This window comes from Pseudogemmobacter hezensis, assembly GCF_013155295.1.
GTDB classification, from domain to species: Bacteria; Pseudomonadota; Alphaproteobacteria; order Rhodobacterales; family Rhodobacteraceae; genus Pseudogemmobacter; species Pseudogemmobacter hezensis.
On record NZ_JABJXT010000014.1, the window covers coordinates 87,512 to 110,408 of the forward strand.

Consider the following 22,897-nt stretch of genomic DNA (forward strand, 5'->3'; position numbering starts at 1 on the left):
CGAACGAATGCTGCCCAAGGAGTTGCACATGTCGAATGCCGCGCTGGAAACCGCAATCGAGGCTGCCTGGGAGGCCCGCGATACCATCACCCCCGCCACCAAAGGCGAGGCCCGCGATGCCATCGAGGCAACGCTTGAGGCGCTGGACAAAGGGGCGCTGCGCGTGGCCGAGCGCCAGGCGGATGGCCACTGGCATGTGAACCAATGGGCGAAAAAGGCGGTGCTGCTGGGCTTTCGCCTGAAGGACATGGAAATCCACGCAGGCGGCCCGCAGGGCGGCACCTGGTGGGACAAGGTCGACAGCAAGTTCAATGGCTGGGGCGAGGCTGACTGGAAAACCGCCGGTTTCCGAGCGGTTCCGAACTGCATCGTGCGCCGCTCTGCCTATATCGCCAAAGGCGTGGTGCTGATGCCGTCTTTCGTGAACCTCGGCGCCTTTGTTGACGAGGGCACCATGGTCGACACCTGGGCCACGGTTGGGTCCTGCGCCCAGATCGGCAAGAATGTGCACCTCTCGGGCGGCGTCGGCATCGGTGGCGTGCTGGAGCCGATGCAGGCTGGCCCGACGATCATCGAGGACAATTGCTTTATCGGTGCCCGTTCCGAGGTGGTCGAGGGTTGTATCGTGCGCGAGGGCTCGGTGCTTGGCATGGGCGTGTTCATCGGCAAATCGACCAAGATCGTCGACCGCGAGACGGGTGAGATCATGTATGGCGAGGTTCCGGCAGGGTCGGTCGTGGTGGCAGGGTCGCTGCCGTCAAAGAATGGCGTGAACCTTTATTGCGCGGTGATCGTGAAGCGGGTCGATGCGCAGACCCGCTCAAAAACCTCGATCAACGAGCTTCTGCGCGACTGAGCGCCAGGTGGTAACGGGGCGGGGCCGGTTTCTTCGAAGAAATCGGTCCTGATCCTTTGAAGGATCAGGGGGACAGCGCGATATGGCTGAACAGGACGAAAAACCGGTTAAGGAAAAACGCCCGCAGCAGGTCTACACCCTGGTGGTCGAGGTGGGGCGCAAGGCCGGTGACGGCTTGCCCGACAAGGCCACCGGGGCTGCGCTGATGTGCTATGCTTCTGGTGTGGACGAGGCCGAAGCGGTGCGCGAAACTGTGGCCATTCTCAAAGACGCCGATCTTGCGCCGCTGGAGGTGCAGGGAATGGGCACCCTGGATGAGCGCCGTGCCGCTGGCGACGAAATCGGTGAGGAAGAGGCCGAGCTGATGCAGCGTGCTCTGGCCGAAAACTCGGTCATTGTGGCGCAGATGACGCCGTTTTTCGACTGATTTCCCTTTAGTGACAGCTTGAGTGGCAGGGAGCTAGCGCAGCGCCCGGCCCTTGATGATCGCATTCTTGCCAAACCGGGCCCGGATTGTATCGGCAGCATGCTCGGCGCGGGCCCTTGTGCGGGCGCCTGGGTCCAGCAGATCGGGGCTGCTGTCAGCCAGATCTGCGGCGCAAAGATCGGTGATCCCGGTGCCGATCAGCCGAAACGGGCCCGTCGCCCCTGATCTGTCCAGCATGTCACGCGCGGTGCGATAGATCCGGTCTGCCAGCTGGGTCGGATCGGCCAGCGCCTGCCGCCGGGTCACGGTCTGGAAATCGCTTTTCTTCAGCTTCAGCGTCACGGTGCGCCCCGCAAGGCCCTTGGCCTTGGCCCTGTCTGAGGCCTGCTCGGCCAGCCGCCACAGATGCCCGTCCAGCAGGTCTGGGTCTGACAGATCGCCGTCGAATGTCGTTTCTTTCGAGATGGATTTCGGGATTTCGTCGCGGCTGACGGGGCGATTGTCCTCACCCCGGGCCAGATGCCACAGGCGGCTGCCCATCTGGCCAAAGCGCGCGGTCAGATCGGCGCGCTCCCACCGCAGAAGATCGGCGATGGTGCGAATCCCCGCCGTTTGCAGCGCCGCCTGGGTGCTGGTGCCAACCCCCCAAAGCAGGCCAATCGGCTGTGGCGCAAGGAAAGCCGCCGTCTCGGCACGGCCGATCAGCGAAAAGCCGCGTGGCTTATCAAGATCCGAGGCGATCTTGGCCAGAAACTTATTATGCGACAGCCCGACAGAGCCGGTGATGCCCAGTTCGATCTCCATCCGTTTGGTCAGCCTGGCCAGCATGATCGCAGGCGGTGCCCCATGCAGCCTTTGCGTGCCCGACAGATCAAGAAAGGCCTCGTCCAGCGACAGCGGCTCTATATCCGGGGTCAGCTCTTCCAGCATGACGCGGATCTGGCGTGAGACCTCGGCGTAATGGCTGATCCGGGGCGGCACCACCACGGCCTCGGGGCAGAGTTTCATCGCCTGGAACATAGGCATAGCCGACCGCACGCCCCGGATCCGCGCCAGATAGCAGCAGGTTGAAACCACACCGCGCCTGCCCCCGCCGACAATCAGCGGCTGATCGCGCAGGGCCGGATTGTCGCGCTTCTCGACGCTGGCATAAAAGGCGTCGCAATCCATATGGGCGATTGAAAGCGTCTCAAGCTCGGGGTGCGCAATCACCCGCGGCGAGCGGCAGACCGGGCAGCGCCGGCCGCTTTCAAATCTGCTCTGACAATCGCGGCAAAACCCTGGCATGATGGGGAGATCATATCCAGAACATCCGCCGCAGAACAGGGGGGATGGGGGCCGCCCCCGCAGGCAGGGCGCATATCATTTGGCTATTCCTTGCGCAGCTTCATGGACAGCGGGGCAAAAACGCGGTATGGCGCGGTCAGGCCTGAATGCTCCGGGCCGTAACCGGGAGGGTTGCGGCGGGGCGGTGGGCTGATCTCTGGCTCATATTCGGGGGCATCTGGCCCCCTGACAGGACAAATAATGACGATTGATTCTCTGGCGGCCCCGCTTCAGGCGGCGCTCGCAGCCAAGGGCTATTCGCAACTGACTCCGGTGCAGGAATCCGTGCTGGAGCCCTCGCTGGCCGGGCGCGATCTGCTGGTCTCGGCGCAGACTGGCTCTGGCAAAACCGTGGCCTTTGGCCTTGCAATGTCGCCCGAGGTGCTGGGCGGCATCGACAGCTTCCTGCCCGCCGACAAACCGCTGGCGCTGGTGATCGCACCGACGCGCGAGCTGGCGCTGCAGGTCCAGGCCGAGCTGGTCTGGCTTTATGAGGGCGCGACCGTCGCCTCTTGCGTCGGCGGCATGGATTACCGCACCGAGCGCCGGGCGCTGGATCGTGGCGCGCATATCGTGGTCGGCACCCCCGGCCGTCTGCGCGACCATGTCGAGCGCAAATCGCTGGATCTGTCAGAGCTGCGCGTCGTCGTCCTCGATGAGGCTGACGAGATGCTGGATATGGGCTTTGCCGAGGATCTGGAGTTCCTGCTGGGCGCGGCCCCCGAAGACAAGCGCGTGCTGATGTTCTCGGCCACGGTGCCCAAAGAGATCGCCCGCCTCGCTGAGACCTATCAGCGCGACGCCCGCCGGGTTGAGGTGAAATCCGCGGCCAGCCAGCATGCTGACATCGAATATAAGGCGATTTCGGTCTCGAACCGCGACAAAGAGCCGGCGATCTTCAACCTGATCCGCTGGTATGACGCCAAAGTGGCGATTGTTTTCGCCAAGACCCGCGCCAATGTGAACCACCTGCATGCGCGGATGGTGAACCGGGGCTTCCCGGTGGTGGCGCTGTCGGGCGAGCTGTCGCAAAGCGAGCGTCTGCACGCGCTGCAGGCGCTGCGTGATGGCCGGGCGCGTGTCTGTATTGCGACCGACGTGGCCGCACGCGGCATCGACCTGCCGGGGCTGGATCTGGTGATCCACGCCGATCTGCCGACCAACCCGGAAACGCTTTTGCACCGCTCTGGCCGGACGGGCCGCGCTGGCCGCAAGGGCACCTCGGTTCTGGTGGTGCCGCAGGCCGAGTTCCGCAAGGCAAACCGCATCCTGCAGGGCGCCAAACTGGTTGCTGAATGGGGCAAGGCCCCGGGCGCCGATGAGGTTCAGGCCCGCGAGGATGAGCGTCTGGTCTCTGACCCGGCGCTGACGGCGGATGTCGGTGAAGAGGCAGGCATCGCGGCAGAACTGCTGGAAGCACATGGCCCCGAATCCATCGCGGCGGCCTTTGTGCGCCTGTGGCGGGCCAAGCGTTCTGCCCCCGAAGAGCTGGTCGAGGATCTGCCGACCCCGGCCCCGCTGCCGCCCCGCGAGCGTGGCGAATTCGGGCCCTCGGTCTGGTATAAGCTTTCGGTCGGGCATGAGGGCCGGGCCGAGGCCCGCTGGCTTTTGCCGAAAATCTGCGAAGCCGGTGGCATTGCGAAAGACGGGATCGGCGCGATCCGCGTGCAGCAGGACGTGACCTATGTGCAGATCGCCGAGCCGCTGGCCGGGCGTTTCCGCGAAATGACCGAGATCGAGCCTGGCCTGACCATGGAGCGCGTGGCCGAGGCCCCGGAATTCGGGCCGAAAGGGCGCGTGACCTCTGATCGTCCGGCCCGCGCCCCGCGTGAGGGCAAGCCCGCCTGGGGCGCAAAGCCGCGCTTTGGTGATGATGAGGGCGATGCCCCGCGCAAGCCCCGCGCCCCGCGCGAGGCGGCAGAGGGCGCATCCGCCCGCAAGCCCTGGGCGAAACGCGAAGACGGCGACGCGCCGAAAAAGCCCTGGGCGAAGCGTGAAGAGGGCGACGCCCCGAAAAAACCATGGGCAAAGCGCGAAGACGGTGATGCACCGAAGAAGCCCTGGGCAAAACGTGACGATGGCGATGCGCCGAAAAAGCCCTATGCCCGCCGTGACGAAGGTGACGGGGCAAAGCCGCGCTGGACACCCACCGAAGGCGAGCGTCCGATGCGCGACGACCGCCCGGCGAAATCCGCGCCGCGCTCGGCCGGGTATCGCTCGCATGGGGGCAGCCCTGACCGGCCCGCCCGCTCGACCGGGTTCAAAAGCCATGCGGCAGGATCCAAACCCCGCGAGGGCTATGGCGCGCGTGACGATGCGCCGCGCAAACCGCGTGGTGAAGGTGGCGCCGAGGGGCGGCCCTTCGTGAAGCGTGACTATGCCAAGGCAGACGGTGGTAAGCCTGCTGCCCGCAGCGCCGGGGCCAAAAGCCATGGCGCGAAACCCGAAGGCAAGCCCTTTGCGGCGCGTAAACCTGCGGCAAAGCCGGTTGACGCCCGCGACACCTCGAAGCGCTTCGTGCCGCCGAAACGTCCGCGCGGCTGATCGGCCAGGGCTGAAGCAGCTATGATCTGACAGCAGCCCGCCGGTTTTCGGCGGGCTGTTTTCGTCAGCGGGGCTTTGAGGTGGTCTCTGCCTCAAAGCAGACGGCGATCCCCCTGGCGCCGCGCAGCCCCTGGCGCAGATCGGGCCGCTGGCTGAAATCGATCAGGTCCAGCCGTTCAAAGCCCGCCCAGGGCTCTGTCAGCAGCAAAATCTGCGCCCCCAGATCCGGGTTGAACTGGCCCTTATGCGTGTGGGCTTTGCGCGGGCGGCGCAGCATCAGGTTGAAGTCCAGAAGCGGCGGGCCCAGCAGGCGGGCGGTAACGGCGGCCTCTCCGGCAAAGGTCAGGGCTGGGCTGGTTTCATCCATCACGATGGGCTTGCCCTCGACCTCCAGCAGCATCGGCCCGCCCTCTATCACCGTCAGAATGCGGTCGATGCCGGGGAAGTGCGAGAATGGCCCGTCCTGCGCCACCCAGGCCGTCGAAATTCGCCAGGAAAACGTCTCTGTTCCTGCGGAAACGGGCGATATTGCGATCTCGGCCGTCTCGCCGCCGCCGTTTTTCCAGGGCCGGAAGATCCGGCCCCGGGCGGGGTAGATCCCCTCGCTCACCGCATGATACCGGGCAGGCGCAGGCCATGCAGACGGGCGCAGTCTTTGGCGATCTGATACCCCGCATCCGCATGACGCATCACGCCCGAGGCGGGGTCGTTCCACAAAACCCGCTCCAGCCGTTTCGCGGCTTCGGGGGTGCCATCGGCGACGATCACCACGCCCGCATGCTGCGAAAAGCCCATGCCAACGCCGCCGCCATGGTGAATGGAAACCCAGGTCGCGCCTGAGGCGGTATTCGTCAGCGCATTCAGCAGCGGCCAGTCAGAAACGGCGTCTGAGCCGTCCATCATGCCTTCCGTCTCACGGTTCGGGCTGGCGACCGAACCAGAATCCAGATGATCGCGCCCGATCACGATGGGGGCTTTCAGCTCGCCGCTTGCCACCATCTCGTTGAACATCAGCCCGGCGCGGTGACGATCCCCCAGCCCGATCCAACAGATGCGGGCGGGCAGGCCCTGGAACGCGATCCGCTCGGCGGCCATATCCAGCCAGCGATGCAGATGGGTGTTTTCCGGGAAGAGCTTTTTCATCGCCGCATCGGTTTTGGCGATGTCCTCGGGGTCGCCGGACAGCGCGGCCCAACGGAACGGCCCGATCCCCTGGCAAAACAGCGGCCGGATGCAGGCAGGCACGAAACCGGGGAAGGCAAAGGCGCGTTCAAAGCCCTCTTCCTGGGCCATCTGGCGGATATTGTTGCCGTAATCAACGGTCGGCACGCCCGCGTCGTGAAAGCCGACCATCGCCTCGACATGATCCCGCATCGAGGCCCGCGCGGCGCGGTCTACCGCGGCTGGATCGCTTTCCTGACGCGCGCGCCACTCGCCCACACTCCAGCCTGCCGGGCAATAGCCATGCACCGGATCATGGGCAGAGGTCTGGTCGGTCACGATATCCGGGCCGCCATTCGGCAGTGCCTCTCCGGCCAGCTGACGGCGCAGGATCTCGGGGAAGATCTCGCTCGCATTGCCGAGAAGGCCCACCGATTTTGCCTCGCCCCTGGCCGTCCATTCGGCGATCAGCGCCAGCGCCTCGTCCAGGGTTTTGGCCTTCGCGTCCAGGTATCTGGTGCGGATACGGAAATCGATCCGGGTCTCATCGACCTCAACCGCCAAACAGGACGCGCCCGCGAAAACGGCGGCCAGCGGCTGCGCCCCGCCCATACCGCCAAGGCCCCCGGTCAGCACCCATTTCCCGGTCAGATCGCCGTTGTAATGCTGGCGGCCCATCTCGGCAAAGGTCTCATAGGTGCCCTGAACGATGCCCTGCGCCCCGATATAGATCCAGGAGCCAGCGGTCATCTGGCCATACATCATCAGGCCCTTTTTATCGAGCGCGTTGAAATGTTCCCACGTCGCCCAGCGGGGCACGAGGTTCGAATTGGCAATCAACACGCGGGGCGCATCCGTATGGGTGCGCACGATAGAAACGGGCTTGCCCGATTGCACCAGCAGCGTCTCATCGGCCTCAAGGTCGCGCAGCGCATCCACGATCAGGTCGAAATCCTCCCAGCTGCGGGCGGCGCGACCGATGCCGCCATAGACCACCAGCTCATGCGGGTTCTCGGCGACGTCGGGGTGCAGGTTGTTCATCAGCATGCGCAAGGCGGCCTCGGCAGCCCAGGTTTTACAGCTGATCTCTGTCCCGGTCGGCGGATAGATGTCGCGGGCATTGTGTCGGGTTACTGTCCCGGAATTGGTCATGTGAACCTCTTAGCGTTTTGCCAGGCTGGGCGCGATTTCGGCCAGCTTAGAGACTATTTTTGTCAGGGTGATGCGCAGATGATCGGCCTTTTGCGGGTCGGTCATGAAGGGCGGATCCTCGGTCTTCAGATAGCTGATCTGGGCCAGCTCCATCTGGATCGCATGGACGCCTGTGTCCGGCTGCCCATAGTGGCGCGTTGTCCAGCCGCCTCGGAAACGGCCATTCAGCACCGAAGTATGGCCAGAGGCGCGGGCGATCTCGACCACCGCTGCCTCGATTTCAGGCGCACAGGTTACGCCGCCATCGGTGCCGATATTCAGATCGGGCAGCACGCCGTCAAACAGCCAGGGGATCTGCGAGCGGATCGAGTGGCAATCATAGACAATCGCCACGCCATGCCGCGCTTTCACCCGCGCAATCTGGGCCTGCAGCGCGGCGTGATAGGAGCGGTGCAGCCTGGCCAGCCAATGCGTCACATCGGCGGGTGTCGGCCCGGCACCCTCACGCCAGATCGGCACATTGTCGAAGGTGGTTTCCGGGATCAGCCCGGTGGTGGTTTGGCCGGGATAGAGACTGTTTCCGCCCGGATCACGGTTCAGGTCGATCACATAGCGCGAGGTATTGGCGGTAATCGTGGTCAGGCCGGGGATCAGATCAGCATAGAGGTGCTGGATCTGCCAGTCGGTATCACGGCAAAGCCGCCCCTCGTCATTCAGACGCGCGGCCACCTCACCCGGCAGCGCAAATCCCGCATGCGGAAAGGCCAGGATCATCGGGCTGTCGCCCTGCTGCAGCGTGAAGGGTTCCATCAGCCCACCTCGGGCAGCAGACCTGCGCCTGCGGGTTCCAGCGCGCCAGAGGCGATCAGCTCGCCCGCCGCCTCCATATCCGCGCCCATGAAACGGTCGGTATCCAGCACCGGGATGCGGGTGCGGATCGCCTCAATCGCGGCCTCAAGCCGGGGCGAGGATTTCAGCGGCCCGCGCAGATGCACGCCCTGAGCGGCGATCATCGCTTCGACGCCCACGATCCAGTAAAGGTTCTGCGTCATCGCCAGCAGTCTGCGCGCCCCGTGGCAGGCCATCGAGACATGGTCCTCCTGGTTGGCCGAGGTGGGGGTGGAATCGACGCTGGCCGGATGCGCCATCTGTTTGTTTTCGCTCATCAGGGCCGCTGTGGTGACCTCGGCGATCATCATGCCGGAATTCAGACCGGGCTTTGGCGTCAGGAACCCGGGCAGGCCATAAGACAGCGCCGGATCGACCAGCAGCGCGACGCGGCGCTGCGCGATTGCACCGATCTCGGCCACGGTCAGCGCGATCATATCGGCGGCGAAAGCCACCGGCTCGGCATGGAAATTGCCGCCCGAGACCACCTGACCGTCGGACAGGATCAGCGGGTTGTCGGTGGCGGCATTGGCCTCAATCTCAAGGGTGCGGGCGGCCTGGCGCAGCACATCCAGCGCGGCGCCCGCGACCTGCGGATGACAGCGGATGCAATAGGGGTCCTGGACGCGCTCATCCCCCTCGACATGGCTGGTGCGGATCTGGCTGTCTTCCAGCAGCTCGCGCAGGGCCCGCGCCACGTCGATCTGGCCCTGATGGCCGCGCAGGGTGTGGATTTCTTCGGCGAAAGGCGCGGTCGAGCCCATTGCGGCATCGGTCGAAAGCGCCCCGGTGATGATCGCGGCCCTGAGCGCCCGCTCGGCGCGAAACAGTCCCGCCAGCGCCAGCGCGGTCGAGACTTGCGTGCCGTTGATCAGCGCCAGCCCCTCTTTCGCGGCCAGCACCACGGGTTTCAGCCCGGCCTGCGCCAGCGCCTCGGCCCCGGAAAGGCGGGTGCCGTTATAGAATGCCTCGCCCTCACCGATCATCACGGCGGCCATATGCGCCAGCGGCGCAAGATCGCCCGAGGCCCCGACCGAACCCTTTTCGGGGATCACCGGAATCACGTTTTTGGCCAGCATAGAGCCTAAAAGCGCCACGACTTCGGGCCGCGTGCCCGAGGCGCCGCGCCCCAGAGACATCAGCTTCAGCGTCAGGATCAGCCGCACCACCGCCTCGGGCAGGGGCTGACCGACGCCGCAGCAATGCGACAGGATCAGATTGCGCTGCAGTGTGGCGACATCGCGGGCCTCGATGCGGATCGAGGCCAGTTTGCCAAAGCCGGTATTCACGCCATAGACCGCCTTATCGCCGGCGGCGACCTCGGCGATGCGGGCGGCGGCGCGGTTGATCCCGGCATCGGCGGATGGATCAAGGCGTGGGGTGATCCCCTCCCACCAGATGCGGCGCAGCAGGGAAAGTGGCACCTGGCCGGGGATAAGTGTCTCTGTCATTGGCTTTTTCCCTGGAAAATGCGGGTGTGAAGGGGGTTGAAACCGATCCGCGCCACCAGTTGCGCGGGCCGGGTGACATTCCAAAGCGCCAGATCGGCGGAAAGGCCGGGCGCGATGCGCCCCGTCTCGCCCTGCAGTCCCAGGGCGCGGGCGGCATTGGCGGTGACCGCCAGCAGGCATTCGGCGACGGTCAGCCGGAAAAGCGTCGCGCCCATGTTCATCGTCAGCAGCACCGAGGTCAGCGGCGAGGTGCCCGGGTTGCAATCGGTCGAAAGCGCCATCGGCACGCCGTGATCGCGGAAGGCCTGAACGGGGGGCAGCACCGTCTCGCGCAGCATATAAAACGCGCCGGGCAGCAGGGTGGCCACGGTGCCAGAGGCCGCCATAAGCGCCGCATCTGCGGCAGTCGCATGTTCCAGATGGTCGGCAGAAAGCGCGTTGAAGCGGGCGGCCAGGGCCGTTCCACCCTGATGCGAGAGTTGCTCTGAATGGATTTTCACTGGCAGGCCCAGGGCCTGGGCGCGCAGAAAAAGCGGCTCTAACATGGCTGAACTGAAGGCTATGCCCTCACAAAACGCATCCACCGCGTCGACCAGACCCTCGGCATGGGCAGCCTCCAGCCCGGCAATGGCAACCTCCTGGATATAGGCCGCGTGACGCCCGGCGTATTCGGGGGGCAGCGCATGGGCGGCAAGCCAGGTCGTCAGCACCCGCACCGGGCGGATCTGCCCAAGGCGCCGCGCGGCGCGCAGCATGTTCAGCTCGGCCTCAATGGAAAGCCCATAGCCGGACTTGATCTCTACCGTGGTGACGCCCTCGGCCAGCAGATGGTCCAGGCGCGGCAGACTGGCCTGCACCAGCTCCTCGACCGACATCGCCCGCGTGGCCAGCATCGAGGCCCGGATGCCACCGCCCTGGCGGGCGATTTCCTCATAGGCAACGCCATCGAGGCGCATCTCAAACTCATTGGCGCGGTCGCCGCCGAAGACCAGATGCGTGTGACAGTCGATCAGCGCTGGCGTCATCATCCGCCCCCCGCAATCGACGATCTTTTGCCCGCGCCGTGGCAGATCCGGACCGACGGCGGTGATACGCCCGGCCTCGGTCTGAACCTCAAGCGCGCCTGCCGCAGGATCGCGGCTGACCTGGCCATCGCAGGTTACAATCCGCGCATTTGTGTAAAGCGTAGCAGTCATACGGCTTCTTTCGCTTTGCCTTGGGTGTTTTTAAGTCTATACATAATGGCGGCACTGAGGGAAGCGATTTTTACATCAGGCGGGGGCGGGCAATGGCCATTCATGCAAAGACGGCGCTGACACCGGCGGGCTGGGTGCGGGATCTGCGCCTGGAGATTGCGGGCGGGCAGATCACCGGGCTCTCGGCGGGTGTCGCGCCAGAGCCTGGCGATCACCGCACCGAAATCCTGCTGCCGGGAATGAGCAATCTGCACAGCCACGCCTTTCAGCGCGGGTTTTCGGGCCTGACAGAGCTGCGCGGGCCGGGGCGTGACTCATTCTGGACCTGGCGCGAGGTGATGTACCGCTTTGCGCTAAGCCTGACGCCGGATCAGATGCAGGCGGTGGCCGCGCTGGCCTGTGTCGAGATGCTTGAGGCGGGCTATACCCGGCTGGGCGAGTTCCACTACCTGCACCACGCCCCGGATGGCGGGCGGTATGCCGACCCGGCAGAGATGTCGACGCGGATCTTTGCCGCCGCGACAGAGACCGGGATCGCGTTGACCCATCTGCCGGTTTTCTACGCCCATGGTGGCTTTGGTCCGCAGCCCGCGGGCGAGGGGCAGCGGCGCTTTCTGCATGATTATGACAGCTTTGCACGGCTGGTTGAGGCCTGCGAGGCGATGGCCCGTCCGCAGGACCGTGTCGGCGTCGCGCCGCACAGCCTGCGGGCCGCCAGCATCGCCCAGATCAACCGCCTGGCGCAGGATTTCCTGGGCCGCCCCTTCCACATCCATATCGCCGAGCAGGTGAAAGAGGTCGAGGATTGCCTTGCCTTTTCGGGCGCGCGTCCGGTCGATTATCTGCTGCAAAATGCGCCCGTTGGGCCATCCTGGTGCCTGATTCACGCAACCCATCTCAGCCCGGATGAGCTGCGCGGGATCGCAAATTCGGGTGCAGTGGTGGGCCTCTGCCCGCTGACAGAGGCCAATCTGGGCGACGGTATTTTCCCGGGCGCCGATTTCATTGCGGCAGGCGGGCGTTATGGGATCGGCACTGACAGCAATGTCGAAATCACCCTGAGCGGAGAGCTGAAGCAGCTGGAATACTCGCAGCGGTTGGCGCAGCGGGCCCGCAATGTGATGACAGAGGCGGGCTCGACCGGGGCGTCGCTTTATACGGCGGCGCTGGCGGGCGGGGCGCAGGCGCTTTCGGCCCCCGATCCGGTGATTGCAATCGGGGCCCCCGCCGATCTGGTTGCGCTGCATGATCCGCTGGGGCTGGATCTGGCTGGCGGTGATCAGATCCTGGATCGCTGGATCTTTGGCCGCGATCTGCGGGTCGCCGATGTCTGGGCCAGTGGTCAGCATCTGGTGAAAGAGGGACGTCACCATCTGCGAGACCCTATTGGTGCGGCGTATTCGCAGGTGCTGCGCGAGGTTGTTGCCGCAGGGTGACCGCCCGAAAAGGAGGCTGCGCCCCTGATTTGCCGAACGCGTCGCCTGCAAAAGTTGTTGCGAGGGCGTTTTCTCTCGCGTGAAAGGTGATAAAGCCTGCGGTATCGCCGCATGGATGCCTGACATGAGCCTGGATCAGCCCCTCTCTCTTTTCTCGCTGCACGGACGCCGGGCGCTGGTGACCGGGGCCAGCCGCGGGCTTGGCCAGGCTATTGCGCTTGGGCTTTCGCAGGCCGGGGCTGAGCTGGTGATCACGGCCCGCAGTTTGGCCGCACTGGAAGAGACCGCCGCACAGATCCGGGCGGCCGGTGGCGTGGTGACGGCACTGGCGCTGGATCAGGCTGATATTGCAGGCGCAGAGACTGTTTTGGCCGATATCGGCGCGATTGATATCCTGGTGAACAATGCCGGGGTGGAAGAGATCCACCCGTCTGAGGATCTGCCCGAACAGCTTTGGGACAGGATCGTCGACACCAATCTGAAGGGTGCGTTTTTCGTCACCCAGGCCGTGGCGCGGGGCATGTTGGCGCGGGGGCGGGGTGCGGTAATCAACATGTGCTCGCTGACGTCCTATGTGGGGGTGCCGACGGCCACGCCTTATGGCGCGTCGAAATCGGGGCTGTTGGGGATGACGCGGGCGCTGTCGGCCGAATGGGCCGGGCGGGGTGTGCGGGTCAATGCCATCGCGCCGGGTTATTTCCGCACCGCCATGACCGAGGTTTTCTACCAGAATGAGGACTGGGCCAGCGCGATGCTGGACAAGATCCCGCAGCGCCGCTTTGGCCAGGGGCAGGATCTGATTGGCGCGGTGATTTTTCTGGCCTCTGACGCTTCGGCCTATATCACCGGGCAATGTATCGGTATTGATGGCGGCTATCTGGCCTCGATCTGAGCGGGCTGCACAAATATCGGGCAATCACCCCCGGGGTGAGGGCCGGAATGCCTCTCAGATATATACATGAGCATTGGTCAGCGTGAGAAAAGACAGCGGAAGGGCCCAAACCATGGGCAGAAACGACCGGAGGAAACAGGGGTGAGCGGCGTGCAGCAACCGGCAGCAGTGGTGGCCGAGGGTGTCGATATGGATTTCGGCACCGGGGCCGCGATGGCGGTGAAAGACGCGGGCTTTGCCCTGGGCCGGGGGCGGTTCCTGACTATTCTGGGGCCATCTGGCTCTGGCAAGACCACGCTTTTGCGGATGATCGCCGGGTTTCAGACGCCGACGCGCGGCCAGATCCTGATCGGCGGCAAGCCTGCGGATGCGGTCGCGCCGCATCGGCGCTCGGTCGGGATGGTGTTTCAGAAGCTGGCGCTTTTTCCGCATATGACGGTGGCGCAGAATGTGGCCTTCCCGCTGAAGATGCGCCGCTTCAACCCTGCTGAGATCGCGGGCCGGGTGGAGCGTTATCTGGAGCTGGTGCGGCTGGGCGGCTTTGGCGCGCGCCGGATCCATGAGCTGTCGGGCGGACAGCAGCAGCGCGTCGCCATTGCACGGGCGCTGGTGTTTGAGCCGGAACTTTTGCTGCTGGACGAGCCGCTGGCCGCGCTGGACCGCAAGCTGCGCGAAGAGATGCAGCTGGAGTTTCGCCGCATCCAGAAAGAGCTGGGCGTGACGACGATCAATGTCACCCATGATCAGCGTGAGGCGCTGGTGGTCTCGGATGAGATCATCGTCATGGATCAGGGGCAGATCCAGCAACATGCCGCCCCCGCCGAAATGTATCGCCGCCCGGCCAACCCCTTTGTTGCCCATTTCATCGGGGTCAGCAGTTTTCTGAAGGGCCGGCGCAGCGCGGCGGGGATAGAGGTGAACGGCATCGATTGCGCGGGCCAGGCCGTGGCGGATCTGGCGCCTGGGGTGGCCTGTCTGGGCGCGATCCGGGCGGAACAGATCCGCATCGCGCCTGCGGGTGCGCCGCTGCCGGGCTGTGACACCGTCGTGCAGGGTCAGGTGACGGATATTGTTTTTGAGGGCGAGCGTCTGCTTTGCTTCGTGACGTTGCCTGCTTTGGCCGCAGAGGTGCAGATCTACCATCATGACCCCGCCGGGCTTGATCAGCTGGCAAAGGGCGCAAGCGTCAGCGTCGGCTGGACCGCGGGCGATCTGCTGATCTTTGCGGCTGACAAAGGGTGAAAAGACTGTGTGCCAGTCCGATTGCGGGCCATGTGGGCGCAACCAACAAGGAGACCTGAGACATGACGAATATGCTTTATCGCCCCAATCGCCGCGCTCTGTTGCGCGGAACGGCGGCGGCGGGTGCGGCGGCGCTGATGGGCACGCTGCCCGGGCGGCTGATGGCGCAGGATGCGCCCGCCAAACCGGCTGAGATCATCGTGCGAGCCTGGGGTGGCTCCTGGGTTGAGGCGCTGAAGAAGGGCGTCTCGGATCCGTTCACCGCCGCAACCGGCATTCAGGTGCGCCACGACCTGACCGAGGACAATGAGATCCAGCCGAAGGTCTGGGCCGCTGTGGCTCAGGGTCGGGTGCCGCCGATTCATATCAACTGGGACACCACCACCAATGCGACCAAATCGGCGCTGCGGGGCGTGACTGAGGATCTTTCGGATCTGTCGAACCTTGCCGGGACGACGGATCTGGCAAAGCCGGTGGGCCTCGACGGGTATCCGATCGTCAACACCTATGGCTATGTCTATGTGCTGGCCTACCGCCCCGAGGCATTCCCGGATGGTGCGCCGACCTCCTGGAAGGCAATGCTCGACCCGAAGTTCAGGGGCCGCATTGCGCTTTACAATGACGGGATCGGCTTCCACTTCCCGGCCCAGGTGGCGGGTGGCGGCAAGCTGGAAGATATTCCGGCCAATATGCAAGCGGCCTGGGATTTCATTGCCCAGGTGAAAGAGCAGCAGCCGCTGCTGGGCGAAGACCCCGATTTCACCGCCTGGTTCCAGAATGGCGAGATTGATCTGGCCTGCACGATTTCCACCAATGCGCGGGAAGCGAAGAAGAACGGCGTTGATCTGGCCTGGACCGTGCCGGAAGAGGGCGCGAAGTTCGATACCGATGGCCTTTGGATCCCGAAGGGCCTGCCGGAAAATGAGCTTTACTGGGCGAAGGAATATATTAACTTCGCCATCTCGAAAGACGCGCAGCAGGTCTGGTGTGACGGGCTGGGCCTGCCGGGCGTGGTGCCTGGGCTGACGCCGCCCGCCGATCTGGTGGATGATCCGTCTTACCCGGATACGCCCGAGGAGATGTCGCATCTGATCCGCATCTCGACCAAGGTGCAGGTCGAGAATGAAAGCGAATGGTTCGGCAAGTTCAAAGAGATTATGCAGGGCTGAGTGCCCGGATCGGGGGGGCTGACGGTTTGCGTCCTGGCCTTGCGGCCCGGGCGACACCGTCAGCGGTAGCCGGGGGGCAAGCCCCCCGGACCCCCTTAGCGCTTCTGCCCGCCGGGGGTCTGGCGGGCAGGCCAATTTTTCGGATGATGCTGATGTCTGAGCCTGGCCCAAAGCAGGATTTTCGCTACCCGCTGCATTGGCGGCTGATGGATGGCGTTGAACGCCTGGCGGATATTGTCTGGCCGCGCTCGATGGCGCGCCACACCGGCTGGTTGTTCATCGCGCCTGCGCTTTTGCTGGTCGGGCTATTGGTGCTGGGGCTGGTGCAGATCGCGGATTCGTCTTTGCGGGTGCTGGATACGGCGACGTTTTTGCCCTCGGAAGACTGGTCGCTGACGAATTATGAGAAGGCGCTGGGGACGAAGGTCTATCTGACGGTGGCCTGGCGATCAGTCTCGGCGGCGGCTTTGACGACGGTGCTGACGCTGATCCTGGCATTTGCCTATGCCTATGCGCTGGTGAGGGTGCGGAAGGCCTGGATCCGCAAGGCGCTGCTGATCACGCTGTTTTTGCCGTTTTTCATTGGCCAGGTGGTGCGGGCCTATGGCTGGCTGATCATCCTGGGCAATTCCGGCATGGTGAATGAGGCGCTTGGCCTGATCGGCGTCGCGCCGATGCGGCTGTTGTTCAATTACGGCGCGGTGATTTTCGGGCTGGTGCAATATATGCTGCCCTTTGCGGTTTTGCTGCTGGTGCCCGCGCTGACCGCGATCCCGGAGGAAACCGAGACGGCGGCAGGGTCTCTGGGCGCAAGCTGGCCCCGGATCTTCTGGCATGTGCTGTTGCCGATGGCGAAGCCGGGGCTGATCGGCGCGGGGCTGGTCGTATTTACCCTGACGCTGACCGATTTCGCGGTGCCTGCGATGCTGGGCGGCGGCAGCCAGGACTTCATCGCCAATGCGATCTATGACCAGTTCTTCCGCACGGCGGATCAGGGGCTTGGCGCGGCGCTTGCGCTGATGCTGGTGGCGGCTGGATCAATTCTGGTGGGGCTGGTGTTCATGGTCTTTGGGGCGGGCACACTGGCGATGGGGGGGCGCAAGTGATGTCGCGCAGCCAGAAGATCACCATCTGGGGCCTCGTGTGGTTCTCGATCATCACGCTGTCTTTGCCGACGCTGGTGGTGCTGGGGGCCAGTCTGACGGCGGGGAATATGGTCGCCTTTCCGCCGCAGGGCCTCTCGTTGCAATGGTATGAGAAGATCGCGCTGGCGCGGGATCTGCAGCAGGCGTTCTTACGCTCGCTGATCGTGGCGGCGATCTGCACGGCGGTGGCGATCCCGGTTGGAACGCTGGCCGGGCTGGCGCTGTCGCGCTTTCGGCTGCGGTTCACCACCGCGATCCAGGTCTATCTGTTGTTGCCTTTTACCATTCCGCTGATCGGCTCGGGGATTGGGCTGATGCTGGTCTTTGGTCAGTGGCATGTTCTGGGCAGCCTTTGGCCCGTTGGCATTGCCTGTGCGGTGATTAACCTTCCGTTCATCATCTGGTCGGTCTCATCTTCCGCCGTGCTGTTGGACCCGGATCTGGAGCTGGCGGCGCAAAGCTGCGGCGCGGGGCGGGTGCAGACGTTTTTCCACGTCACCCTGCCGGCGGTCATGCCCGGCGTCATCACCGGCAGCCTGTTGATGTTCATCCTGGCGATGAATGAGTTTCTGGTCAGCCTCTTGCTGGTCGACGCGCGGATCGTCACGCTGCCGGTGCTGATCTACAACTCGATCCGCTCGATCATCACGCCCGATCTGGCTGCGGTGTCCGTCGTGTTCATCGTGATCGCCCTGGCGGTGATCTGGCTGCTTGACCGCCTGGTCGGGCTTGAAATCTTCCTGAAATCCAAATGACTGTGAGAGGGCCTTCCCATGGCTGAGGTCAATTTCAAAATCCTGGCCGATCTGAGCGCGGCCGAGCGTGAGGCGCTGCTGGCGCGATCCGAGACCGACCTTTCGGCCTTCCTGGAGAAGGTTCCCGCGATCATCGAGGCGGTGAAGACCCGTGGCGACGCGGCGCTGGTTGAGTTCGGCGTGACCCTGGACAAGGCTGAGGGGTTGACGGCAGACCGCCTGAAAGTGACCGAGGCCGAGTTTGACGAGGCCTTCACCCTGGTCGAGCCCGAGGTGATCCGCGCCATCGAGTTGGGCATCTCGAACATCCGTTCCTTCCATGAGGAGCAACTGCCAGAGCCGATGACGCTGAAGGAAATCCGCCCCGGTGCCTTTGCCGGGGATCGGTTCATCCCGATTGACTCGGTCGCGCTTTATGTGCCGCGCGGCAAGGGGTCTTTCCCCTCGGTGACGATGATGACCGGGGTGCCTGCGGTGGTGGCTGGCGTGCCGAATATCGCCATTTTCACGCCACCGATTCCGGGCGGCAAGGTCGATGCGGCGACGCTGGTCGCGGCGCGTCTGGCGGGGGTGAAAACGGTCTATAAGGCGGGCGGCGCCCAGGCAGTGGCGGCGGCGGCCTATGGCACGGAAACCGTGCGGCCCTGTCATAAGATCGTCGGGCCGGGCAGCCCCTGGGTGGTGGCGGCCAAGCGCCTTTTGTCGGGCGTGATCGACCCGGGCCTGCCTGCCGGGCCGTCGGAATCGATCATCTTCGCCGATGAAACCGTGCATGGCGGCCTCGCGGCGCTGGATCTGCTGATCGAGGCCGAACATGGCCCCGACAGCTCGGCCTGGCTGGTCACGAACTCGCGGCGTGTCGCTGACGAGGCTCTGGCCGCGCTGCCAGAGCATTGGTCGCGGATGGGTGAGCAGCGCGTCGGCTTTTCCAAAGCGGTGCTTTGCGGCACCCATGGCGGTATCCTGGTGACGGAAACCCTGGCTGAGGCCTATGCCTTCATCAACGATTACGCGCCCGAACACCTGCAGCTTTTGTCGGAAAACCCCTTCGAGCATCTGGGCGAAATCACCGCTGCCGCCGAGATCCTGATGGGCCCGCATACGCCGGTTTCCATCGGCAATTTCTGCCTCGGCCCGAATGCTGTGCTGCCGACCTCAAAGGGCGCGCGGACCTATGGCCCGCTTTCGGTCAGCGATTTCATCCGCCGCTCGTCGGTCGGCTATGTCACCGCCAAGGCCTTCCCGGAACTGGCGCAGGCTGCGGGCACGCTGGCGCGCTATGAAGGGTTCGACAATCACGCCAATGCGGTTTCCGACATCCGCAAGCAATATCTGAAGGGCTGAGGCAATGCAGGCGGTTCGCCTTTACGGCGTCAGGGATCTGCGGGTCGAGGAGATTGCCTCGCCCGCGCCGCCGGGGGCGGATGAGGTGACGCTGCGGGTGACGGCGGCGGGGATTTGCGGCTCTGATCTGCATAATTTCGCAACCGGGGCCTGGATCAGCCGCAGCCCCTCGGTCGCGGGGCATGAGTTCACGGGCATGATCACGGCGGTGGGCGCGGGCGTCAGCCATGTGGCCCCGGGCGATACGGTGGCGGTCGACAGCCGCGTGACCTGCGGCGTCTGCGACCACTGCCGCGAGGGGCTAAGCCAGATCTGTGAAAAGCTCGGATTTCTGGGCGAGGTGATCGACGGCGGCTTCGCCGAATACGTCACTATTCCGGCTAAAAACGTGGTTAAGGCCTCTGCCGATATCCCTGCAAGGCATCTGGCGATGGCCGAGCCTCTGGCGGTCGTTTTGCATGCTGTGCGCCTGCTGGCCGCGCCCACCGGCGCCCCGGTGCTGGTGACGGGCGCGGGGGCAATCGGTGCGCTTGTCGGCCTTGTGCTGGCGCATTACGGCCACCCCGTCAGCATCGTTGATCGCAATCAGACCCGGGCCGCGCGGGCGGCAAAGGCCTTTGGCGGCACGATTGCCAGCCTCGACAGTCCAGGGGCGAAGCCGCCGCGATATGCGGTCGATGCCACGGGCAGCCCCGAGGTGATCGGCACCCTGATCCAGACCCTGCGCGGCGGTGGCGCGATTGCGCTGGTGGGGATCGGATCGCGCGATCTGACCCTCAACCCGACGCTGCTGGTCGAGCGCGAGATCCGGCTGGCGGGATGCCATGCTTTCGGGGAGGAGCTGCCCGAGGCGGTGGCCCAGCTGCCCGCCCTTTCCGCGCAGCTGGATCAGCTGATCGATTCAGAGATTGCGCTGGCGGATGTGCCCGCAGCCTATGCCCGCCATCTGGCGGGAGAGGTGCTGGGCGCGAAAACCATAATCCTGCCGGGGAAGCAGGCATGACCATGTCACGCACCGCCGAAATCCGCGCTGTCGCCGCCAAAGACCCCGCCCGGGCCGAGGCAATGCTGGCGGCCTTCCTGGGCCAGACCTTTGGCATCACCGCCGAGGGCGTCACGATCAATCACGACCAATATTCGTTGAACTCTCTGAACGGGTTCTTCACCTGCGAAAAGGGCGCGTGTTTCTTCAAGTTCCACCAGGAAGAAGGCGAGGAAGAGATGCGCGGCGAATATTACCGCGCCGATATCCTCGCCCGCGCCGGGCTGCCGGTGGATCAGCCGATCCTGTCCTCAACCCTGCCAGGCGAGCAGATCCTCGTCTATCGCCGCCGCGAAGATCCGCGCTTTTCCGATGTGCTTCGCGCCCTGGATCTGGCCCCGGATGCTGCGGCCGAGGCACGTGCGCTCTCGGCGGAGCGCGGGCTGAACGAGAAACTGCTGTCGGTGGCGAAAGACAGCCTGCACCGGATAACGCCAGCGCAGTCGCGGGCCGAGCCCATCCACCGCCTGTTCCATGAGCGTCTGATTGACCCCGCCAGTGGGACATATCCCGCCGGGCGGCTGGCGTCATTCTATATCGGCAAGGAATTCACGCTTCCGGGGGTGAGCGCGCCCTGGGATCAGATCAGCACCGCGACCCCGGTGATCAATGGCGTTGAGTATGACCGCCCGCTCGGCGCACTTTTCGACGCCGCGCATCAGCGCCTGATGCCAGAGCGCCTGGCCGATGCGGGCGGGATCGTGGCCCATGGCGACGCCCATAACGCCAATGTCTGGTATGAGCGCGGGGCGGAGGCCGATCATCTCGCCTTCTTCGATCCGGCTTTTGCGGGCGAGGACGTGCCCTCACTGCTGGCCGAGGTGAAATCCACTTTCCACAATATCCTGGCCCATCCGCTTTGGCTTTATGACAGCGATATGGTGCCGGGGCGCTGGCAGGTCTCAGCCCGGCTGACGGGCGAGCACATATATATAGAGAGTGACTGGCAGCCGGGCCGCCTGCGTGAGGCGCTGCTGCAGGTCAAGGCCGAGGCCTTCTGGAAGCCCTGGCTTTCCCATCTGGCCGCGCAGGGCATGCTGCCCGCTGACTGGGAAGAGGTGGTGCGGCTGGCGCTGTTCCTCTGCCCGACGATGGTGATGAACCTGCGGGCGGGGGCGGGGCGGCACAATCCGCAAAGCTCGGCCATCGGGCTTTCGCAGGCGATCATCTGCGGGGCGCGACCTGTGCAGGGCCAGGACCGTATGACCCGGTTTTTCGATGCGATCCGGCCATCCGGGTCAGATTCGGGGGTATAAGATGTCACGCGAGCGCCGCTATCAGAACAGCGAAGACTTCCGTCTGGCTGCCCGCAAGCGTCTGCCAAAGATCTTCGCCGATTATATCGAGGGCGGCGCGTTTTCCGAGACCACCCTGCGCCGCAACAGCCAGGAGTTTGAGCGCTATGCCCTGGCGCAGCGCGTGCTGCATGATCTGGCGCCGGAACCGGATCTTTCGGCCAGCTATCTGGGGCGGCGCTGGTCGCGGCCCTTCTTCCCCGGGCCGGTGGGGTTTCTGGGGCTTTACCGTCGCGATGGTGATCTGCTGGTGGGGCTGGCGGCAAAGGCAGCGGGGGTGCCCTTTGGCCTTTCGACATTCTCGATCAAAGGGATTGCCAGCCTTGCGCCGCGGCTGGGCGAAAACCTGGCGTTTCAGCTGTATCTCGACCGCGACCCTGCGGTGAATGACAGCTATCTTGAGGCCTGTCGCGCCGCCGGGGTGCAGATGATCTTCCTGACCGTTGACACCGCGATCACCTCGGTGCGTGAGCGCGACAACAGAAACGGCTTTCGCGCGGTGACGCGGATCACGCCGGGGCTGGCCTGGCAATTCGCGCAGCGTCCGCGCTGGTCGCTGGATCTCTTGCGCAACGGTTTTCCGGGGGTCGAACTGGTTGAGGGCAGGTCCGAATTTGGCCGGGGCGCGCTGGCCCAGGCCTCGGCGCTATCGTCGCGCCTTGATAAGCGGCTGACCTGGGACAAGGTGAAGTGGTTGCGTGACCGCTGGCCGGGGCGGCTGGTGATCAAGGGCATCGCGGATCCGAGGGATGCTGAAATCGCGCGGGAAAGCGGCGTCGATGGCGTGGTTCTGTCCAATCACGGCGGGCGGCAGCTGGATCACGGCCTCTCAACAATCGCGCAGGTGGCGGGGATGCGGGCGGCCCTGGGGCCAGCACAGGGATCAGGCCCCGAGCTGTTTGTCGACAGCGGTTTCCGGCGCGGCAGCGATATCGCCAAGGCGCTGGCTTTGGGCGCGGATGCGGTGATGATGGGGCGGCCCTTTGCCTGGGCCGTCGCCGCCGAGGGGCAATGGGGCGCTGCGCGGCTGATCGATCTGCTGTCGGCCGAGATCGGCATCACGCTGCAGCTGATGGGGCTGAACTCGGTCGATCAGCTGAAGGCGGGCCCGGCAGATCAGCTGCTGCGCCGCCTGGACTGAGGACAGGATAAGCGGCAGGTTTAACCTGCCGCGCCCCGCCGCGCCTCTTCCCGGCTGATCTCAACCGCCTGTTTGCGCAGCCATTCATTGGCGGCAGCCTCGCCATCGCGCGAGCGCCTCGTCCAGAAGTCGGGCTCAAGCGCGCGCAGCCGCGCCTCGACCCGCGCTTTTCCGGCGGCATCCAGAACAGGCTCGGCCTGCGGGGCTGGGGCGGGGGCAGGTGCTGTCGCTGCGGTCGTGGGCGGGGCCGCCGGGGCGACGCAGGCGGCAGTCAGTGTCATAAAAAGCCCTGCCAGAGCAGCTGGTATAAGAGAGTGGTTGCGCGGCTGGTTCATCAGGACACCTTTGCAGATATTTACGGCCAATTTGCCAATGGGCGCACCCAAAGGGCACGACGGGGGCTGGACAGAGGGCGCCCGGCGGTCCGGGGCGCAC

General features: G+C 64.9%; 20 protein-coding genes. 13 read left to right on the top strand and 7 right to left on the bottom strand.

The genetic code is table 11. The features are described 5' to 3' along the window. Positions 1 to 28 precede the first annotated feature (28 nt). Together dapD and HOY34_RS15545 are read left to right on the top strand one after the other, a co-directional pair. Positions 29 to 856 (top strand): 2,3,4,5-tetrahydropyridine-2,6-dicarboxylate N-succinyltransferase, encoded by an 828-nt coding sequence (gene dapD, locus HOY34_RS15540; RefSeq protein WP_172364447.1) that lies wholly within the window; start codon positions 29 to 31, stop codon positions 854 to 856. A gap of 82 nt (positions 857 to 938) precedes the next feature. Next, positions 939 to 1,283 carry a DUF8846 family protein gene (locus HOY34_RS15545; RefSeq protein ID WP_172364449.1) on the top strand — a complete coding sequence of 115 codons (345 nt, stop codon included), beginning with the start codon at positions 939 to 941 and terminating at the stop codon, positions 1,281 to 1,283. A gap of 33 nt (positions 1,284 to 1,316) precedes the next feature. Here the strand turns inward: HOY34_RS15545 and HOY34_RS15550 are convergent, their stop codons facing one another. After that, positions 1,317 to 2,570, bottom strand: a complete 1,254-nt coding sequence (locus HOY34_RS15550; protein WP_172364450.1) for a DNA polymerase IV — start codon at positions 2,568 to 2,570, stop codon at positions 1,317 to 1,319. 240 nt (positions 2,571 to 2,810) lie between these two features. Between HOY34_RS15550 and HOY34_RS15555 the strand changes: the two genes are divergently transcribed. Further along, positions 2,811 to 5,153, top strand: a complete 2,343-nt coding sequence (locus HOY34_RS15555) for a DEAD/DEAH box helicase (RefSeq protein WP_172364452.1) — start codon at positions 2,811 to 2,813, stop codon at positions 5,151 to 5,153. A 64-nt stretch (positions 5,154 to 5,217) separates the two neighbouring features. Here HOY34_RS15555 and HOY34_RS15560 read toward each other — a convergent pair whose 3' ends face one another. Genes HOY34_RS15560 through hutI form a run of 5 tightly spaced genes read right to left on the bottom strand, consistent with a single transcriptional unit; the run spans position 5,218 to position 11,001 of the window. Then, positions 5,218 to 5,763, bottom strand: a complete 546-nt coding sequence (locus HOY34_RS15560) for a HutD/Ves family protein (protein WP_172364454.1) — start codon at positions 5,761 to 5,763, stop codon at positions 5,218 to 5,220. Next, entirely contained in the window at positions 5,760 to 7,466 is a 1,707-nt protein-coding gene (gene hutU / locus HOY34_RS15565) for a urocanate hydratase (RefSeq protein WP_172364456.1), read from the bottom strand. Before hutU ends, HOY34_RS15560 begins: the two co-directional genes overlap by 4 nt. Positions 7,467 to 7,475: 9 nt before the next feature. Beyond that, positions 7,476 to 8,276, bottom strand: coding sequence for an N-formylglutamate deformylase (gene hutG, locus HOY34_RS15570; RefSeq protein ID WP_172364458.1), 801 nt, complete (start codon positions 8,274 to 8,276; stop codon positions 7,476 to 7,478). After that, positions 8,276 to 9,805, bottom strand: a complete 1,530-nt coding sequence (gene hutH / locus HOY34_RS15575) for a histidine ammonia-lyase (RefSeq protein WP_172364460.1) — start codon at positions 9,803 to 9,805, stop codon at positions 8,276 to 8,278. The genes hutG and hutH overlap by 1 nt, the downstream gene beginning before the upstream one ends. After that, the gene (gene hutI / locus HOY34_RS15580; protein WP_172364462.1) at positions 9,802 to 11,001 is read right to left on the bottom strand and encodes an imidazolonepropionase; all 1,200 of its coding nucleotides are present in this window, start codon (positions 10,999 to 11,001) and stop codon (positions 9,802 to 9,804) included. The genes hutH and hutI overlap by 4 nt, the downstream gene beginning before the upstream one ends. Positions 11,002 to 11,093: 92 nt before the next feature. On the opposite strand from hutI, the gene HOY34_RS15585 reads away from it, so the two are divergent. From HOY34_RS15585 to HOY34_RS15630, 10 genes are all read left to right on the top strand, one after another. After that, positions 11,094 to 12,437 carry a formimidoylglutamate deiminase gene (locus HOY34_RS15585; protein WP_172364464.1) on the top strand — a complete coding sequence of 448 codons (1,344 nt, stop codon included), beginning with the start codon at positions 11,094 to 11,096 and terminating at the stop codon, positions 12,435 to 12,437. Positions 12,438 to 12,561: 124 nt separating this feature from the next. After that, positions 12,562 to 13,329 carry a glucose 1-dehydrogenase gene (locus tag HOY34_RS15590; protein WP_172364466.1) on the top strand — a complete coding sequence of 256 codons (768 nt, stop codon included), beginning with the start codon at positions 12,562 to 12,564 and terminating at the stop codon, positions 13,327 to 13,329. Positions 13,330 to 13,470: 141 nt separating this feature from the next. Further along, positions 13,471 to 14,571 carry an ABC transporter ATP-binding protein gene (locus HOY34_RS15595; RefSeq protein ID WP_366926970.1) on the top strand — a complete coding sequence of 367 codons (1,101 nt, stop codon included), beginning with the start codon at positions 13,471 to 13,473 and terminating at the stop codon, positions 14,569 to 14,571. A gap of 62 nt (positions 14,572 to 14,633) precedes the next feature. Then, positions 14,634 to 15,740, top strand: a complete 1,107-nt coding sequence (locus HOY34_RS15600; protein ID WP_172364468.1) for an ABC transporter substrate-binding protein — start codon at positions 14,634 to 14,636, stop codon at positions 15,738 to 15,740. Positions 15,741 to 15,892: 152 nt separating this feature from the next. Continuing rightward, positions 15,893 to 16,846, top strand: a complete 954-nt coding sequence (locus tag HOY34_RS15605) for an ABC transporter permease (protein WP_172364470.1) — start codon at positions 15,893 to 15,895, stop codon at positions 16,844 to 16,846. Further along, positions 16,846 to 17,640, top strand: a complete 795-nt coding sequence (locus HOY34_RS15610; RefSeq protein WP_172364471.1) for an ABC transporter permease — start codon at positions 16,846 to 16,848, stop codon at positions 17,638 to 17,640. Before HOY34_RS15605 ends, HOY34_RS15610 begins: the two co-directional genes overlap by 1 nt. Before the next feature lie 18 nt (positions 17,641 to 17,658). After that, positions 17,659 to 18,984: a histidinol dehydrogenase gene (hisD, locus tag HOY34_RS15615; RefSeq protein WP_172364473.1), complete on the top strand. Its 1,326-nt coding sequence runs from the start codon at positions 17,659 to 17,661 to the stop codon at positions 18,982 to 18,984. A 4-nt stretch (positions 18,985 to 18,988) separates the two neighbouring features. Beyond that, positions 18,989 to 19,987, top strand: coding sequence for a zinc-dependent alcohol dehydrogenase (locus tag HOY34_RS15620; RefSeq protein WP_172364475.1), 999 nt, complete (start codon positions 18,989 to 18,991; stop codon positions 19,985 to 19,987). After that, a complete protein-coding gene (locus HOY34_RS15625) occupies positions 19,984 to 21,282 on the top strand; it encodes a hypothetical protein (RefSeq protein ID WP_172364477.1) in 1,299 nt (432 codons plus the stop codon). Before HOY34_RS15620 ends, HOY34_RS15625 begins: the two co-directional genes overlap by 4 nt. Position 21,283: 1 nt before the next feature. Beyond that, entirely contained in the window at positions 21,284 to 22,462 is a 1,179-nt protein-coding gene (locus HOY34_RS15630; RefSeq protein WP_172364479.1) for an alpha-hydroxy acid oxidase, read from the top strand. Between the two features lie 20 nt (positions 22,463 to 22,482). On the opposite strand, the gene HOY34_RS15635 is transcribed toward HOY34_RS15630, so the two are convergent. Next, positions 22,483 to 22,743: a hypothetical protein gene (locus HOY34_RS15635; protein ID WP_172364481.1), complete on the bottom strand. Its 261-nt coding sequence runs from the start codon at positions 22,741 to 22,743 to the stop codon at positions 22,483 to 22,485. Between the last annotated feature and the right edge of the window lie 154 nt (positions 22,744 to 22,897).